Source organism: Janthinobacterium sp. NKUCC06_STL (assembly GCF_019345455.1).
Lineage (GTDB): Bacteria > Pseudomonadota > Gammaproteobacteria > Burkholderiales > Burkholderiaceae_D > Janthinobacterium > Janthinobacterium rivuli.
The window spans coordinates 280563-298221 of sequence record NZ_JAHKQY010000004.1 but is presented as its reverse complement, the minus strand read 5'-3'; the positions used below and the strand labels follow the sequence as shown (position 1 = coordinate 298221).

Genomic DNA, 17659 nt, shown 5'->3' with positions numbered 1-17659 from the left:
TATTTACCGGTTGATCGATGAATGGACGACCGATACGCCTCGCTCCTCCATCAATTCTTCGATGTGCCGGTAGCTCAGCGGGTAAGCCGCATACCAGCGGATGCAGGCCAAGATGACTTCGATCAGGAAACGCATTCCTTTAAAATTGAGTACGCCGAGCCGCCAAAGTTTCGATGGTGCAGCTTACCCAAGGCTGCGACTGCGGCTGCGCCGCCGATTCGACAGAACCTTATGCAATCTGTCTATTTAATTTTCTGTAGCATACGCAAGTGGAGCGGCTCCATTCCACCACGAAGCTGATATAAAACCTCGGCCACGAAGCGGTCGTGCTGAAAGTTATAACCGTTCCTTTTTGTAGGATCTCCCCGACTAAAAAAATCAGTTCCATCACCCAATTTAGCTACGGTAATCAACAGTGGTTGATAGTCCTTTTCGAACAAGGATATTTTCAGCGCGGCTTTCGTGCCGTACTTTTTCTTCAAAAAACGATTGAAATCATCGACAATTCTCAGATCGTAAAATACATACGGAACTATATGGGTCTGGATCTCTGCATCAGACAAGTTTTTGTCAAAAAATTCAAGTACTCCATTGAGTCGGAATCCGCGACTGAAGTTAAAGATTTTGATTTTTCCCGGTTGAATAAGAAATTCCTCTGGGTTGTTATTGGCAGTAATCATCTCGTCTAATGAATGTACACCGCTGCTTGGTGGTGGACCAAGACCAAAATTGTGTTTCGGGGAAATAATTTCCAGGTGGCCTGCTGTAATCAAAACAGGCTCTGGCCAGATGCTCTGCACTTCCAGATAGAGTTGTACTGCTTCGTAGAAATCACCACAACGCTTGAACTCTATACCGGGACTACATCCATGGGTAGTGAATTGATCGAAGGGCACTATGTACATCTTCCTGATCACGATCTTTTTTCCCAATCGTTCCGCAGAGTAGACGTTGGTCGTGTCCCCGTAGTGCACAGATGCCGAACCATGATTTCCTTGAAAGACTACGGAACGGGTGCCGCTGGTGACCTTAACCGTCGGTTGAGCCCAGATAGACACGGGAAAGAGCGCGAGCGTGGTGAGGGCCACACCTAGGTACCGCTTAATGTTTTGGTGCATGGTTACTTCGGATCGAAATCGGGCCGCTGTTGCCCACTACAACGATAGATTCGTCGCCGGTAGAAATTTTCAAAGATGCATTTGGACGAGTGAGTTCTGCAGACTGGTTATCGCCGCCTAATGCGATTGTGTTCGACGAGGCCGATTGGGGTGGATTTGGTGATCCTAGACTGGTTTTACCTTCGCCGGTGATGGTCGCCTTGACGCCTCTGTATGCTATTTCCACACTGGCTTTGTCGAATATCAGCACCGTAAAAATAAATATTGCAAGAAAGATCCCACTAAAAACTATCGTTTTATTCTTCAAAAATCATCTCCGTTGAATGGGAACAGTATTGTACTAAAAACCAGGTGCGGAATATAATGAATCATCTTCTTGAGAAGGCTTAGGATCCGGATGTTCTAGTGTGTGTAATGCCTGACGAAGCGTACTCGAGAATTCTTCGAGCTTCCGAAAAAATTCATCACTTCCCTTATTCTGTGCGGTGAATTTTTTTGCTTGCATTGTGCGCACCAAGCGCTCAGCCATCATATGGTCTAACAAACAGATCTTTCGAAGGTCTTGGCTGTATAGCAAAAGCAGGCACTTTGCTGTCATCTGGGAGAGTTCGAACGTAAGATCACTGCAAATATTTAAGACTGCGAGGGAATAGACTGCTTCATCAAATCCTCCCTTACCTGAATTTACAAGGGACTCTGCAACCTTGCCGAGGGTTTCATGTTCTGCCGATTTAGGAGTTTTCCCACCCAAATTTGATGGTTCACAGGCGAGATAGGAGTTCACATCAGTATTGCTCGGTCTGCCTACTCTCAGGTTGTAGCCATTATAGCAATAATGAACCGGTACATTATTTTCTTCCAACGCGGAAAGCGCACGATGTTGATCCTCGTCGTACGCTGGTAGTTGATTACCTTCTTTGAGTTTGACCTCAAGCACGATTGCTCTTACACCACCGATCGTTCCGACTAAGTCGCCGCAGTATTTGTCGAGGTCGGCAAAATTTTGGTCTCCATCCCTAGAGAAGAATCCATGATAGGCGAGCTGCATTTCTTCTTCTATAAATTTTCCCAGATTGGTATTTATAGATTGAGCTAGAGTATTTTCAAGCATTGTAATTGATAGTCCATCAACAATAATTTTCATGTTTTCCCTCTTTGTAAAAAGAAATACAAATGGCATTCTACCTAAAATAGGCCGTTCGATTGTTGCTCTCTGGTAACATTTTTTGTCGAGCCGACGGTGGTTTGCCAAGCACTTGGTAAGTTGGAAGTCTTTCTTTTGATATGAGTTGCTATTTCATGCACCGAGGCATTATAGATAATGCGATTTGCATATCTTTCATCATTTTGGTTTGTTATGTATTTGTAGCGTTCATTGGGAGGTAACGTCGGCAGTTTTTGTTCTCACAGCCGACATTCATTTCGGCAACGAAAGGAATGGTAAGTTGAACGGTTCTGTCGCATTGGCGACGCAGCTGCGGCCTCGGGTAGGCTGCGCTGTCGAAAATTTGACGGCGCGGTATGCTCAATTTTAAAGGAATGCATTTCCCGATCGATGTCATCTTGGCCTGCATCCGCTCAGCTACCAGAACATCGAGGAAATGACGGAGGAGCGTGGCGTGTCGGTCGACCATTCGTCGATCAATCGATGGGTGATCCGTTTCCGTCCACTCATCGAGAAGATGGCTCACAAGCATAATCTTCCGGTCGGCGGCGGTTGGCGGATGGATGAGACGTATATCATGGTCAAGGGTATCTGGACATATCTATATCGCGCTGTCGACAAGCTGGGAAAGACCGTCGACTTCCTGCTGACGGCGAAGCGTGACATGACTGCCGCGAAGTGCTTATTCAATAAGGCGATAGAATTGAACGACGATCCGGGCAAGGTTGCGAAGGACAAGAGTGGCGCGAATAAAGCGGCCATCGATACGATCAATGCCAGTCGCGACATGCCGATCCTGGAGAGCCAGATCAAATACCTCAACAATATCGTGGAACAGGACCACCGAGTTATCAATCCAATAGCAGTTGTCGCAGCATCAATTGCAACTGTTCCGTACCGCTAGCCGGCGATAGAGGGAGGACTCCGACTCGGTGCGTCGAATGATAGGTCTGCTCCTCTAACCAATTGGCTTCGCCTGATGCTGGTATCAATAACAACACTAGATCGGGAGCGCGGTTGTTCCAGCGAAGACAGTCGCGGTAGAGATGTGCAGTTTCCATCGCCGCCAATACGCTAGTTCTGGATACGCTGTATTTCGGATCGAACACCACGCAGTGCTGACGTTTGACAGACATGTATGTTACGACAATGTCGGGACGGCGCTCCCCTGAAATGCTATAAAACCGTGCATTGTCTTTTTTCTTGTCCATTGCAGGAAATCTCTTTTGCAAATAGACCGTTACTGTGATGCCATCGGCCGTACCCGTGTCGAGTATTCGGTCGATCGTGCCGGCGACGGTACGTCGCTTCCACGACAACGTCGGGAACAGCCTACGTAACACTTCAGTCAAGCGTAGGAAGCACCAGCGCTCATAGATTTCCCAAGTTGGGCTGACTGGCAGCATCTCCCCGTCGCGGTGGCCGTCTATGCCAGGGCGCAGGATCTGCCAGCCGCGCCGGTAGGCGGCGGCATACAGAGGGTGGCCTGAGATTACATTCAGGCCGGCTGCTGAGACTTCTGCGCGTCGTACTGCGGCAAAAGGGGCGGCATGGCACTGCCTCCGCAATGCCTGTTCTAAGTCGTCGAGTATCTTTCGACGATAATCTAGTCGCGGTGTCGTTGGCGTACGGAACTTACTAACACGCTCACCAATGCTTCGGCGTTCTAGTTCGATGCGTACTTTGCGGATGCGACGCACCACGGTTAGAAGTATTGACAACAAAGTACGATGAGCTGGGGTGTCGAGCTCTTCGCGTGATACCGGTACATCGAATAGCAGCTGGTCGGGCGTAGCGACGTTGTTGTCTATATCACACAAAGCAGCCAGCACGCGCGGTGCGCGCGCCAATGCCCTGAGACTGCCTTGATCGAAACGGCGGACACGGTGTGGCGGCACCAACTGGCGATCTCTCTGTAGTCGTGTCAGGGGGCGATGGCAGAGCTGTCGTATTGATTGCAGTAGCAGTGGTCCGAATGTCTTGATCCGACTATATTCCAGGTGGAGATTGCCGTAGTCGCCAACTGCACCGATCGCCGACCGCGCCGATTCTTCGCCAAACAAGAGCCGCGGGTCGGCTAAAAGCAATTCGTTGACGATACTTTCAAGGACTGTTTGGCCCAGTTTGTTAGGTGCCGGCGTGACGTCCAAGCGGTAGTCGGCCAGGAGCACTCCGTTGTGATCAAATAGTTCCGCTAATACCGTGCCGGCGAAGAATTGCGGTTGCCATCCCCACTGGTGATAGTCAGCATCGCGAACGCAATTAATAACCACGTCATCAATAACTAGCACGCATGGCGTGTCGTGGTGCAGTTCCAATAAATAGTGAGTCTGCTCCCGGAATCCGGAAGTTGGTACAGTGTTTGATCCGACCTCAAATGGAGGGCCGTTGGCATCGCTGCAGCGCAAGTGGTACATGTATTAACGCCAGAAGCGTGCGCTGCCAGTGTCGCGCAAGTCTTCACGCAGTTCCGAGAGCTTGGCAGTCGACTCCTTTAGCTGCGTGGTATTGAGCACGGCGTAAGTACTGTCAAACGCAGTCCGGAGGCGTTTGCTGTCTTCACCTCGAAGTTTGGGAAGTATTTTTGAAAAGACCGCATGGTCAAGCGCAGTGCGGACATCAATTGCACTGCCTTCGCAGGCTGCCGTGATGTAGCCGAGGATGTCGCCGATGGTGCGCCAACCAAAATGCAGTTTCACAGGGCGCAAAGCGCTCGCGAGCTCGTGCAGTACCTTTTGAACTAACTTTACGTCAGCGTCGACCAAAGCCAGACCTGTCCAGCCCGGGTAGGAGGCGATGTCTACCTCCCAGAATTCAAGCACTGCGGCACGGTCAAGTATCTTGTCGCTAAGACCGTGGGTGGTTTCGTCCATGTTGACAGTGCCGATGATCAAGAGATTGCTCGGGTAGCGAATGCGTGGCGGCACGCCACCGACATCCTCATCGAATGTATGTAGTTCGATCTCGTCACCGGTTTCCATGGCCGACAACAACGGAGCTAGGTATTGTTCTGGATGCGAAAGATTCATCTCATCAAGCACGACTGTGTACGGACGACTCGGATCCCCGCTGGCGCGTAGCAGAAAATCAAGGAACCCAGTACGCGTGTAGGAATCGCGAACCAAAGGATTGATATAGCCGAACAAGCTGGCCGGATCATGCCAGCCAGGCTGCACCGGGACGGTGTAAAGTCCCCGGCTTGCCTCTGGTTGATCGTGCCAAAGTGCCAGTGCATAATTTCTCGCGAGCAGAGTTTTGCCAGCGCCGCTGAGACCTGCCAAGATGGCGAAGTGGCGCCGTACGTTGCTCCACAAGCTTGCATCCAGGCGAGCGACAACCGCGGTAGGAAAAACCACTGTTGTAGGGAACGCAGCACAAATGTCGGCAAGTGGCGGCCGATGGATCGCACCGATCTGTGTTACTGCGTCGTCGGCCTCCTCGCTTGAATGGCCTTGCTCGGACGGCAGAGATTCTGGCATCCAGTGGATGCGGCTAGCCCAATTCCGACCGTCTTCGGTGAGCGTGTACAGACCCTGCGAATTGCGTTCCAGCAGGCCGAGCGCACGTTGCCAGTCAATGAGCGTTTTAGGTACGAAGTCAGTGGTCCAACCCGGATTGACCTTGCTTAATATGGCGTGTAATTGATCGCGAGTCGCATCTGCCTGGCGTAGCGCGTATAGGGTGTGGTCGAATCCGAGGATGTGGGTAATCAGCCAATCGGAAACGTCCTCCGGATCCGCGCTTTCATTTTCCAGTACAGCCTGTCCGAGGGGGGTCGGTGAAAGCTGGTCACCATTGGCTTCCAGCACACCCCATTCACCGATCAGGGCATTCAGGTTGCCGTTGATGGACTGCGGGGATAGACGAGGATTGATCGAGAGGATGTGCTCTTTGAAGTCCTCTCTCGTGCAACCGTTTTTTGCAAACTCTAGCATGCTGCGCACTGTAGTAAACGAGCCAGCAATGGCAAGCATTCTGCGACGGCGTCGATCAGCTGGCAGCGGTACCAATCGGTCTTCGCCTGGAAGCTCGTCTGGACTACTCTCTGTGGTCGCATCGGTCTGCTTTGGGAGACGACTAAACAGCAACCAAGGCAGGGTCATGCGCGCGACACCGTCATGCTGCGGCGGCGCGTCTACTTTGCCTATCACGGCCTCCAGACGGTCCAGTACAGCCCGATGCACGGCCACAGCATGCACGCTGACGGGCGCATTGATTCCCATTTCCGTTGCCAGTTCGCGCAAGGATTTAGTGAACGACAACGTACCGAATTCGCTTGGCGCCAGCGAGGCGAAGACGTTATACAGCTTCAAGCGTGGAAATTTGGGTAACTTGGTCCTGATGTGCGCTTCGCACTCCTTGAACAAACTAATCAGATAATTAGTTCGTTCCTGGCCTGGCGGGGGAAGTGAGCCAATGCGCAGTTTCCAGAGTAGCTCAATAAGTTTTTCGTCGGTGTGTAGAGGATCGACGGGGATGGCGCCACCCCGACCAAAACTCGATATCGCCTGGCTACTCCACAATTTGCGCTGGAACGACGCGGTCTTGAACTCTTCGCTAGACGCAGTTGCGACCATGTCTACATGGCGTCTTACGTCATCCATCCATTTTGTTTGTTTTGTGCTACGTTGGCGCTGCTCTTCCGCTTTTTCACAACTTTGGAGGAGATCTTGATCGGATGACAGTGTAGGATTCAAATGGGTTCCTGAAATCGTTTGGAAGCAAACTGAAGTGGTAGGCGACGGTAAGATGTTAGCGGCCACGTCTGAAAAAGACAGTGCAACGACTTACTCTCGCCTTGGTTGCGTTCGGCAAACATTACTATGACACACTATTGCCGAAATGAAAAATATTGGCGGAATGATCCCTTGTGGACTGATTCAGACCTTCAGGCGCAAGCTGCGCGAGGCTACATAGGCCAAACAGATTCTGTGTATTAGAACTGACCTGCCGATAACCTTCAAATTGCGGATCGCCCATGGCGAGAAGCTGCTGAGGGGCGAGATCGTCAATCTGGCTCGCTGCCACAATAGAAAATTACTTCTTTATCATGTTCTCTTGGGGCCGGTTTCTCTCAATTTTGGGAGATTGAAACATTGAGTTGTCCCCCCTCTAGTGAACGGCCACATCCCGCCAATATCCAATAGACGCCCAATAGAGAGCTGTCCAGCTCAGGAAGACTGGTAAAATTCGTCGCCAGCGCTCCCTGTCGCGAGCCAAGAATTTTGTTATTACCGCACACAAAGTCACTCCCCTATGATGCTATTCCCAATCCATGAGCCAATCTCATTGCGAAATCGCTCTGCTCCTGGACACTGCTTGATCACCGACGCGGTCCTAGAGCTCTCGAAGGCCACGGGCTCCGAGAGCCGAGGTGCTGTTTTTACTCGTAGAAATGTTGTGAATTTCATCCTTGATTTGGTGGGATATTCTTCTGAAGAAGACCTTTATAACCGTTCGCTGTTGGAACCATCCTTCGGGCAGGGCGAGTTCCTTCTTGCCGCAGTTGAGCGTTTATTAGCTGCTCGTTCAAGAGCGCTTGCCACAGGCAAGACAGTTGGATCAATCAAGCACTGCATTCAAGGCGTGGAGCTTCATGAGGAAACTTTTGAGAGCACTCGGACTGCCGTCATAGAGATGCTGCGACGAGGCGACTTTCCACCTGAGGTCGCAACGGAAATTGCAGATGCATGGCTTGTGCATGGGGATTATTTGCTTGCTGAGCTCAGGGTGAATTTTGATTACATCGTTGGCAATCCTCCATATGTTCGACAGGAGCTTATTCCTGCGCCGTTATTGGAGGAGTATCGAAAGCGTTTCGCTACGCTCTATGACCGCGCAGACCTCTATGTGCCTTTTATGGAGCACTCGCTCAACTTGTTGAAAGGGGGAGGCCAGTTGAGCTTTATTTGCTCAGACCGCTGGATGAAAAACAAATATGGTGGCCCACTTAGAAATCTCATAGCAAGCCGCTTTCATCTTCGTGCCTATGTCGACATGGTCGACGCGGATGCCTTTCACTCGGAGGTCAGTGCCTACCCAGCCATTACAGTCATATCTGCCGACCGCCCAGGACCGACGCGAGTCGCTGAGCGTCCACTGCTCGACGAGCAAACACTTAGGCAGCTATCAGCTGCGCTCAGGGCTGACGGCGAACTGGCGCCATTCATAAAATCGCTCGACAATGTAGCAGTTGGTGCTGAACCCTGGATTTTGACAACATCTATTCAAACAGACCTCGTCCGACGTTTGGAAAATTCTTTTCCAACGCTAGAGGACGCTGGCTGTAAAGTTGGAATTGGGGTCGCGACAGGTGCGGACAAAGCGTTCATCGCTAAATTTGATGAGCTCGATGTTGAGCCGGATCGCAAGCTGCCCTTAGCGATGGGGAGAGATTTGGCCACAGGTCGTATGGACTGGAAGGGCTACGGCGTCATTAACCCCTTCACAGACGAAGGTCCGCTTGTCGATTTGGAAAAATACCCAAAGTTGGCACGCTACTTAGATAAGCACCGAGCGCAAATTGAAGGGCGACACGTTGCAAAGAAGTCGCCCGAGAAATGGTTTAGGACCATTGATAGAATCACGCCAGCGCTTGCTCGCCGCGCTAAACTATTGATTCCAGATATTCGAGGTGAAGCCCAAGTTGTGTTTGAAGAGGGGCGCTTGTATCCCCACCACAACTTGTATTTCGTGGTTTCAGAGACCTGGGATCTGAGAGCGTTGCAAGCGGTGCTGCTCTCGGATGTGACACGTCTTTTTATCTCCACCTACTCTACAAAGATGCGAGGGGGTTACCTGCGTTTCCAAGCTCAATATCTTAGACGCATTCGTCTGCCCGAGTGGAAAGATGTGGCTCCAGAAATTCGCGATCAGCTGGCCGCAGCAGCAATTAACTACGATATCGCGGCCTGCAACACAGCAACTGCCGAGCTGTATTCACTCACCCAACAAGAGCAAGATGCTCTTCAAGAGAAATTGTAAAAAATGGCGTTAGATCTTGCAAACTATGAACAAAAAGCGGCGGACGCTATCAAGGCATTTTGGGGTAATCGAGAGAAGGCCAAGCAGAAACAAGAAGAGTCTGGAGTTATCGATCAAGGTCAGCGCGGTAGTGTAACCGGAGGCAAGAATCTCGATGGTTTCATCTCTCTTATTTTGGATATCGTAAAAGCTAATGGACTCAGCCACACTGACATCCACTTGACCTCGGCGCTGGTTACGCTTCCAGGTTATTTCAGGCCTACAAAAAAATGGGATCTATTGGTTGTTCACAAAAATAGGCTTGTGGCTGCGATCGAGCTTAAGAGCCAGGTCGGGCCCTCGTTTGGCAATAACTTTAATAATCGAACAGAGGAAGCGATTGGGACGGCACACGACTTCAACATCGCTTTTCGCGAGAGTGCATTTGGAAAGCAACCACGACCGTTTGTCGGCTGGTTGATGGTTGTCGAAGATGCTGCTAAGTCACGATCACCCGTTCGTAACCCATCTAAGCATTTTCCAGTTCTTCCCGGCTTCCAAGGCGCATCTTACTTAAAACGTTACGATATGCTTTGCCAGAGGTTGGTGCAGGAGCAGCTATACACGTCAGCAGCCATCATTGCCACTCCTGACGATGCTGGTAACACAGGAGCGTACGTCGAGCTTTCTGAGTTAACGGGTCTAAAGGCATTTGTGACAGCGCTTGCAGGCCATATAGCCATGGAGGCGGCACGCTAAGAGGTTTCGTCGCATTTGTAACCTTGATGGGATTGCCGATACTGCTAACTCGCGCAGCGACGAGATCGCGCCCGGTTTGCCTACTCTTCCTGCCGTGCGTCCAGAGACTACTGCCGCGCTCAAGCAAAAGCTGGCCTTCGCTCGCCATAACGGGCTGCAGAGGATGACATAGCCGACCGAGCCAGCAGAGCGCCTGCTTCTGAGCGCTATAACGGCACAGTTGGCTACGACAGCTTGGCCCATCATCTGCTTGAAGCGTTCGTTCATATCGAGGAATTTGCGCGCTGGAGGTGGACTTGCCTTCACGAAGGGCCATCATGCTGCTACGCAGCACCCAAAAGTAGCGGCTTGCCCGGGCCGCTTAGTGAGTCGCCACCAGTAGCTTAGACTCTCCTGATCCATGGTTCTTGAAAGCTGAAGAGCCGACGATCGTGTTCGGGTCTGGGGTCTTGCCAGGCACCTGGGCTGCGATCTCGTAGATGTCTGATCCAACGACGCGATCGGGTCTGACTCGTCTCCTCCCCCTGCCCTGCGGAGACTCCTGCCGCGCACTAGCAAAACCTGCTTGAGCTTCGGCGGCGCTGACAACCGAGGCGAGCGCGACGCTGCGACCTACTTGTTAATTGGGAGGGCCAAGCTCAATGGCATCGATCCCGAGGCTTGGCTGCGCTATGTACTTGCGCGCATGGCCGAGCTCCTGGAGCGACGACAGCCGACTCTGGACCTACGCTGTGGATATTCTAAGGGCAAGAATGTGCTGCTTCCCAGCGATGTGGTGCCATGACTTAGCAACTCGACGCAGAGATCTGGTCGGCGCTGGCATTATACTTACAAAAAGGCGGCTGACCTTTCGAGCCGGTAAGGTGCGCTACCTATGCTGCTTAGGGTGGCTGAGAACCACTGGCTGCCGTCCGAATGGCGCGTAAATTTACACGACAGGCAAACAAATCTTTGCTCGCTTTGTGTGTGCATGGTGAAAAAAGATACTTGAAATAACAATGCATTGACGCAATGTATGTTTCCTTACTACTCATGAGGAAGACCGACATGCCTAAAATCAAAAAAACCGATCTCAACTATGACGATTACAGCTGGACCGCCGTTCCTGGGGATGACCCTACGAAGACGGCCGCGGATGCTGATCGCTTTAGTCGCCATGAAGGCTACGAAGTAATATACCTTTTGAACTCGCTCGTGGGCGAAAACAAGGCAGACTTGGCTCTTCGGACTCGCCAAATTTGCGAATGGATGGTGCACGAAAAGTTGCCCGCCACCATTCAAGGCCGCGCCAAAGTCATGAGCTGGATCGGAAGTAACTACAAAGAGCTTTCTCCAGCTTATCCTTTCTAATTCAAAAGATGCCTGCACTTTTGCTGCAGGCATCTTTTCTTTAATATCGTCTATAGCACTTGGTGGCATGACGCCAAAATAGACGTTTGCTCTAGCCGCATAGTGAATCTGCGCCAGTATCTTAGATACTCCTGATCCATGTTTCTTGAAAGATGAGAAACCGATGGATCGTGCTGGGGCCTGGGTGTTCTGCCAGGCTCCTAGCGTGCGATCTTGTAGGCGCCTGATCCAACGACGATATCGGGTCTGGCCTGTCTATCTCCCCTACCCTGCAGAGACTCATGCCGCGCTGAAGCAAAAGCTCGTCTGCCCTCGCCATGACGGGCTGCGAAGGATGAGGGTAAGGATGTCAGATCCCGTCGAGTCAGCATTGGAGCGCCTGCGTCTGAGCGCTATAGCGGCACAGTTGGCGACGACAGCCTGGCCCACAATCCGCTTGAAACGCTCGATGAGGCCGATGATTTCGCACGCTGGCGGTGGACTGGTCATCACCAAACTCCTAGCCCGCTCAATTGCGAAAAGCAATATTTTGAGCGTCTGAAGAGCGTCTAGCGAACTCGTGGCGATTCAATTCCTTGTCCAAGACTGAGCCGGTAAGTTTTTCCTAGCTACGTCGGATTCCTTTCATTTGCTGTAGTCATTGGCAGGCAATCTGCGAAGGCGATATACAGCTTTGTAACTTGATTCATACGCTGCTGCTCGCCTGACAGCACCGCCAGGACACGATAGGCCAGATGACTAAGAGCATTGGTAAACTTGAGTATCTTTTCCGCCAATGGCAGAGGGAAACCTTCCTTTGTGCGGCTCAGAGGATGAATGCCAGTGTGCACGAACGAATTCAGCGCATGTCGTGAGTATTGGCTGAACTCAGTCAGTGGCTGTGTGAGTCCAGCAGGCCCAGTCTTTTGTACTGCTTCCAGCATATCAAGATATCCTGGTAGCCGCTTGGCTGCTTGCTCAGCCTCACTTTCCAAAGGCTGTGCCAACTTATCCACCTGGTCGGGCGTGGCCGCGAAAAGCAGCCATGCTGCTTTGAGAAGCGCTTCGTACTGCAGGCGCAATAGCGCAGCGCCAGTATTTGGCGCCCCAATTTCAAATGCTTTCCTGAGCACAGATCCGTGTTCTAAGGAGACCATGGCTGCAATGCCCACGAGTTCCAATTTAGGGCCGCTATCAGCCAATCGTAGTTCCAGTTCAGGAAATTCTGCGAGCAGTGCAAGTTCAAACTCTGCCGAGCGCTGCAATAGGGTTTCGATATTAGGTGACATAGATGGCTGAATGAGGAGGTTCATGCGCATAAAAGGGCGCTATGGAGCAGCTAGATTACCTTCAGTTTTGTTTGCTTCGTTCGTGCAATTCAGCAATCCATGGTGAGTGATTTCCCTTTTCGTACACCAGGCAAAGCTCTTTTCTCGGTCGCGTAACACCGACATAAAACAGGCGACGCGCTTCGCGAGTTGCCACGGCATTTTTATTGTCGTGCCAATTCGGGAAGTCTCCGTTATTCACGCCAAACATGATGACGGCGTCGAATTCGCGCCCCTTGACGCTGTGTAGGGTGCTTAAGGTTACCCTGCCAGTGCCCTCCATGCGGCCTGCGAAGACGTTGAGTGGGATGTCACGTCCAAGTGCTGGATCGGTTTTCTCTAACATCTCCATGCAGAGGTTCCACTCCTGGTGCGCATTCCTGGTAAGTTTTTGCCAGGGTACAATCAGTTGCTGGTGTAATCGAAGCAGCCATGTATGCGTGGTCTCGTTGGCATCGATACCATGGCGAAGAAACTGTATCAATTGATCTGATACAACCTGTGTTTCGTTCTCAGTGGCCCGGACATCGTAAATCAAGCCGATAGCTTGTCTGAGCAAGCGGCTAAAGGGAGGGTCTGCTCCACGCCATCCCCCAGTTACCCATTCAGCGCAACTCTCAATGAATCGCGCAAGGCGTGAACTCCGCTTTACGAGCGCGTTATTATCGGTACGGACAAATGCAACATTGGTTGCCTTGAGCGCATTAGCCACATAGTCTCCCAGCTTGGCTGCACGGTAAAGGACCGCGATCTGCTCGAAGTGGAAGCCACTTATCAGCAAGTTGGGCACAACAACATCTGCGATGTGCTTTGCTTGTTCAGCATGGCCGCCTACGACCGGGCAATATGTCACCACGCCTTCTGGTGCACCATCGACCCCGCAATAGGTACGCTCCTCTCCTAGCGCCCCCAATGATGCGCGAATAATTTTGGATCCGGAGCGATAGTTAAATTTCAGCTGGATAGTTTCAACGTCAGCCCGCCTGGTCAAGCTTTGCAGGAGTTCAGGGTTGGCACCGGTAAAACCATAGATCGACTGATCAACGTCGCCAACGGCGAACAGGCGAATGCCTCCCGCAAAACATAGCAACAGCACCAGTTCGTGCAGCGCGTGTCCGAGATCTTGGTATTCATCCACGAATAGTACCGGGAAGCGCGCGCGCAATGCGTCACCAATCCACCTATGCTCGCTGACCATACGGTACGCCAGGAGCGGCATGTCGTCGAAATCGATTAGGCTGTTGCGGCGCAGCTCCGCCTCGTAAGCCTCAATGAAATCGGCAAGCTCGGGGTTGTTTTCCTTCCAGGCAGGCAGCGTGCGGTTTACATCGCGACGACGTTTTACTTCGGCAAATCGCCAACGATCCGCGGGATTTCCGCCATCACCGAACACAACGTTGTACGCCATTTCGACCGTTGCACGCGTCTGCTGAGCAGTTGCAACACGAAAATTACCTGAAAAACCGCCTTTTATGCATCGCGAATAAGGCGCGATTACCTGTGTCAGTGCAAAGCTATGTACCGTACCGATAAACGTACGTTCGCCAGTCTGAATGCCGAACTTCGCCAGTCGCGTCTCCAGTTCAATGGCACACTCGTTGTTGTAGGTGATACATGCCACGCCACGTGGGTCGGCAACATCCTCAATCAAGGTGCGCGCCATGGCTGTCGTTAGCGTCTTGGTTTTTCCGCTGCCCGGCCCCGCCAGTACGACACAGTGCGTGCGCACACGTGCAGCATCGTCCTGTTCCGAGTTGCCGGCAAGCTGCGCCAGTGCTTCTGTCAGGGCGAAACTTTTAGACACGGGACGCTACGAAATCGATTGCTGCGGCAATATAGGCAGGCGGTTTCAAACCCGGTAACTTCTTGGCCAGTTTTGAACTCATCCGCCCCTTGCCGATGTCGGACACCATTGCCAGTAGCTGGTCCGGATCGACTGCGGTTCCAAATTGCCAAGCTGTGATACGGGCAGATCGCTTGGCCCCGAAGCCTTGTTCGCTCAGGATGGTCAACAGCACATCAAGCAACTGGGGTGTTTGCGCGATTGCCACCTCAAAAGTCTGGTCGTTAAGAAATATTCCCGCTTTCGCAAATCCGGCGCTAAAAGTGGCGAAGTCCGCCCCCTCAAACCGTGAGCGGTCATCCGGGCTCATGGGGATCGTCCCAGAGACGCTGCAGTAAGCGTCCCATATCCCAAGTGTCCGCGCTTTACCTAAAGGAGGTTTCGTTCCATCAAGCGGATCCCAATCGGTAATGACCGCAAACGGCAGACCGAGACTTCCAGCAAGCTTGACGTATGGAATAAAGTTGATTCCGGCGACATTGCAGACCGTAATTCCGAGTCGGTCCAGATCCATCCCCATTGCATGGGCAAATCCAGGCAGCAGCGCATCCTCTGCATCCCCTTCAACAAAGATCACGCCACGCGCAAACAGCAATTCCGATCTGGTCGCGGTCAGATAGCGCTCGATATCGTCGATTTCATCGGGCGACACAGGAAGCGCAGCAAGCGAAAATGCCTTGGATGCGCCATTCACGACACGCAAACTGACGATCGAGCGTAAGGGCGCCGCAGCTGCAAGCGTCGGAGAATGACTGGTGACGATCAGCGCCTGCGCGGTGTCGGTGGTCTGGAACAGCTTGTCGAAAACCGCACGCTGCAGTTGCGGATGCAGATGGGCCTCAGGTTCTTCGATACACAGCAAAGAATAATTGCGCTCGTTCTTCGCGCGGCGCCATGCAAACTCGGCCAGTTTCAACGCAATCAAAACGACATTGGCAGAACCTAGGCTGGCTTCAGCGATCCCCCGCTTGCCACCGTCAATGAACATGCCGAGGGAACGATATAGGCGCAGGGGATCGGCTGGCGCGAAGCGCAGGCGCGCGTCCACATCGTAAGCCTTGCCAGCGAGGTCGAGGATGCCTGCACGCAAGGACGCCTCCAAGCCCTGCACAGACGGGAAGCCTTCCATCTTTTTGGTCGCCGCTTCCAGATCTGCTGCCACCAGGTCCAAGTCCGGCCGGCTCACTGCCGCCACCGCATCCTCGAGCAATGGGCGTAGCGGCGAATTACGCCAAGACCCAAGTTGACCTTCCGCGTCACGCAACGCATCAAGCATGTCAAGCGCGATGCGGCGGCGTACCCGGCTCGGAACGGCGCGCGCTTCGTCGCCACCTCCGAACACAATAAACTCGCAGTCCTCGCTCGACAACGGCACGCCTGCTACTTCCGCTTTGCGCCTGAAGATATAACTGAGTCGGGCAACCGTGGGATCGGTCGCAGTCCGGAAATCAGTCAGCAATGCTACCAGTGCGTCGTCGCCGTCGAAATCTGCCAGATCGACATGGACCTCGATTTGCTGGTCTTTCGTCAGGTCACAGCCGTCCCAAAAATCGGAAATTTTCAGCTGCCGCGCTGAATCGGGAAGTGTGGCGTCGAGCACCAGCCTAAACGCAAAGAGGAGATTGCTTTTTCCGACACGGTTAGCGCCCAATAAAACAACGCTGCCGACCAAGGGGATGTCGATGGACTCGAAATTGCGGAAGTTGCGAACACTCAATTTTGCCAGATGCACTATGTCTCCGTTTTTGAATTTGGTCAAACTGTGATCAACCCAAATCGGGTTGCCATTTCGCCACACCTGCTCAGTTTACCGCAGGTTATAACAAAATATTCAAGAAAATTCTGGGCCGGCATTACTGATAACAATCCGCATCAGTCGGCGACTATGACGTCTATTGGTAAGCGTCTTCGCAGTCTTCCAATTAGCCGAGTTCGTCGATTATCACCAGGTCAGTGCGCAACAACGACAGCACCAACCTACCCGGCTTGCCTTTCGTTGGATTATCAAAGTTCGGTCGTGTCGTTAGAATATGCAGTATTTATCACTGATGGCCAAATTTCTTTTACGGCGTTCATTACTTTATCCGAAGAAAAATTTATGCCAGAAAGCATATTTATGGCAAAAGGAAATCCTACCGACATTGGACTGTCAGGGGCAATAGTGAACAACAGCGAATATTCTGGAAGATTTATCTCAAGTTTATCTTGGTAGCTCTTCTGGTCTACTTTGTACCGAATGAGGCTATAACCATCGAAAGCGATTCTAACTTCTGCAGTCATTTTTAATTTCCCTTGTAAAGCGTTATGAAATATATAAATTGCAATTACTCAGAAATTTTTCCACTTACATAGTTAAATAATGTACGTGCGGCGTTGACCGCGAGTTTTGCATCAATTTCGTCCAGCAAATCTGCATTGGGATGCGCCACGCTCGCTTGGTTCCGCAATGTATTCACCGCATCCAAAGCTGCGGCCATACTGTTGCCAATTCTCTTGATTTCTTCCTCATGGGTGCCAGCCGCCGAGAAGGATGGATGGTTAGTACGGATTACCTTGTACAGTTGTTGCGCGCTAGCGTCTTTTGGATAGCTAAGCGATTCTTCGTCGCAGATATCTCGCAAATATCCATGTAAGGCCGTATGAACCCTATCAACAGCACTGATGGCACCCGTTGATCGAATCAATTCCTTAGCATCTGACAGGGCCCGACGCACGACCTCAGAAGCTGTAAGGCTCTCATCTTCCACGACAATATGTGCAACATCATCATGGATGGCCGCGTACAATTCTGGAGCATCATCTTTCAATTTGCGTTCTAGTTTGTCATGACGCATCAGAATTCTGAGCGCATCTTCATGGTGGTCCCCCATGTAATTGAGAACCTGAAGAATTGAACTGCCATAGTCGTCGTCACCGAACTGAAGGCTTCGCAACAGCCGTCCGTGGCCCTCAATGTACGGAACATCGTGTTCCATTGCAAATTCGCGCCAGTCCGAGACACTAAAACACCTATCGATAGCTTTTTTCAATGCGACAAAGGCTCGCTTCCGCGCGACATCATCTTCAATTAATTCATCTAATGCCGACATGTTCTTTTCCTTGTGCTAGTCACGTACATTAATACGATTGAGAATCTCTCGCAAATCTTCCTTCG

Annotated in this window: 13 protein-coding genes and 3 pseudogenes; 5 read left to right on the top strand and 11 right to left on the bottom strand. The window is 51.7% G+C overall.

From position 1 onward, the window contains the following. Positions 1 to 6: 6 nt before the first annotated feature. The 4 genes and pseudogenes from KO539_RS30250 to KO539_RS16940 form a co-directional block, all read right to left on the bottom strand. Positions 7 to 135 (bottom strand): annotated as a pseudogene (locus KO539_RS30250) (IS6 family transposase); the annotation flags it as partial. Between the two features lie 107 nt (positions 136 to 242). Then, a complete protein-coding gene (locus KO539_RS16950; RefSeq protein WP_219310644.1) occupies positions 243 to 1118 on the bottom strand; it encodes a hypothetical protein in 876 nt (291 codons plus the stop codon). Then, entirely contained in the window at positions 1102 to 1425 is a 324-nt protein-coding gene (locus KO539_RS16945) for a hypothetical protein (protein ID WP_219310643.1), read from the bottom strand. Before KO539_RS16945 ends, KO539_RS16950 begins: the two co-directional genes overlap by 17 nt. Positions 1426 to 1458: 33 nt before the next feature. Continuing rightward, positions 1459 to 2262, bottom strand: a complete 804-nt coding sequence (locus KO539_RS16940; protein ID WP_219310642.1) for a hypothetical protein — start codon at positions 2260 to 2262, stop codon at positions 1459 to 1461. Between the two features lie 377 nt (positions 2263 to 2639). Between KO539_RS16940 and KO539_RS16935 the strand changes: the two are divergent. Further along, positions 2640 to 3187, top strand: a pseudogene (locus KO539_RS16935) (IS6 family transposase). On the opposite strand, the gene KO539_RS30720 reads toward KO539_RS16935, so the two are convergent. Next, positions 3135 to 4700: a DUF2357 domain-containing protein gene (locus KO539_RS30720; protein ID WP_219310641.1), complete on the bottom strand. Its 1566-nt coding sequence runs from the start codon at positions 4698 to 4700 to the stop codon at positions 3135 to 3137. The pseudogene KO539_RS16935 and the gene KO539_RS30720 overlap by 53 nt on opposite strands. Before the next feature lie 3 nt (positions 4701 to 4703). Next, complete coding sequence (locus KO539_RS16925; protein WP_219310640.1) at positions 4704 to 6980, bottom strand: McrB family protein; 2277 nt, start codon at positions 6978 to 6980, stop codon at positions 4704 to 4706. A 622-nt stretch (positions 6981 to 7602) separates the two neighbouring features. Between KO539_RS16925 and KO539_RS16920 the strand changes: the two genes are divergently transcribed. From KO539_RS16920 to KO539_RS16905, 4 genes and pseudogenes are all read left to right on the top strand, one after another. Continuing rightward, on the top strand, positions 7603 to 9267 hold the full coding sequence (locus tag KO539_RS16920; protein ID WP_257626322.1) for an Eco57I restriction-modification methylase domain-containing protein: 1665 nt from the start codon (positions 7603 to 7605) through the stop codon (positions 9265 to 9267). Positions 9268 to 9270: 3 nt separating this feature from the next. Next, positions 9271 to 10005 carry a PaeR7I family type II restriction endonuclease gene (locus tag KO539_RS16915; protein ID WP_219310639.1) on the top strand — a complete coding sequence of 245 codons (735 nt, stop codon included), beginning with the start codon at positions 9271 to 9273 and terminating at the stop codon, positions 10003 to 10005. 571 nt (positions 10006 to 10576) lie between these two features. After that, positions 10577 to 10789, top strand: a pseudogene (locus KO539_RS30240) (transposase domain-containing protein); the annotation flags it as partial. 263 nt (positions 10790 to 11052) lie between these two features. Beyond that, positions 11053 to 11355: a hypothetical protein gene (locus KO539_RS16905; RefSeq protein ID WP_219310638.1), complete on the top strand. Its 303-nt coding sequence runs from the start codon at positions 11053 to 11055 to the stop codon at positions 11353 to 11355. Positions 11356 to 11963: 608 nt separating this feature from the next. On the opposite strand, the gene KO539_RS16900 is transcribed toward KO539_RS16905, so the two are convergent. The 5 genes from KO539_RS16900 to KO539_RS16880 form a co-directional block, all read right to left on the bottom strand. Next, the gene (locus KO539_RS16900) at positions 11964 to 12653 is read right to left on the bottom strand and encodes a hypothetical protein (RefSeq protein ID WP_219310637.1); all 690 of its coding nucleotides are present in this window, start codon (positions 12651 to 12653) and stop codon (positions 11964 to 11966) included. Positions 12654 to 12684: 31 nt separating this feature from the next. Beyond that, on the bottom strand, positions 12685 to 14466 hold the full coding sequence (locus KO539_RS16895) for an ATP-dependent helicase (RefSeq protein ID WP_219310636.1): 1782 nt from the start codon (positions 14464 to 14466) through the stop codon (positions 12685 to 12687). After that, positions 14459 to 16264, bottom strand: coding sequence for an ATP-dependent endonuclease (locus tag KO539_RS16890; protein ID WP_219310635.1), 1806 nt, complete (start codon positions 16262 to 16264; stop codon positions 14459 to 14461). The genes KO539_RS16895 and KO539_RS16890 overlap by 8 nt, the downstream gene beginning before the upstream one ends. Positions 16265 to 16509: 245 nt before the next feature. After that, positions 16510 to 16785, bottom strand: a complete 276-nt coding sequence (locus KO539_RS16885; RefSeq protein ID WP_219310634.1) for a hypothetical protein — start codon at positions 16783 to 16785, stop codon at positions 16510 to 16512. Positions 16786 to 16829: 44 nt separating this feature from the next. After that, on the bottom strand, positions 16830 to 17594 hold the full coding sequence (locus KO539_RS16880; RefSeq protein WP_219310633.1) for an abortive infection family protein: 765 nt from the start codon (positions 17592 to 17594) through the stop codon (positions 16830 to 16832). Positions 17595 to 17659: the final 65 nt, after the last annotated feature.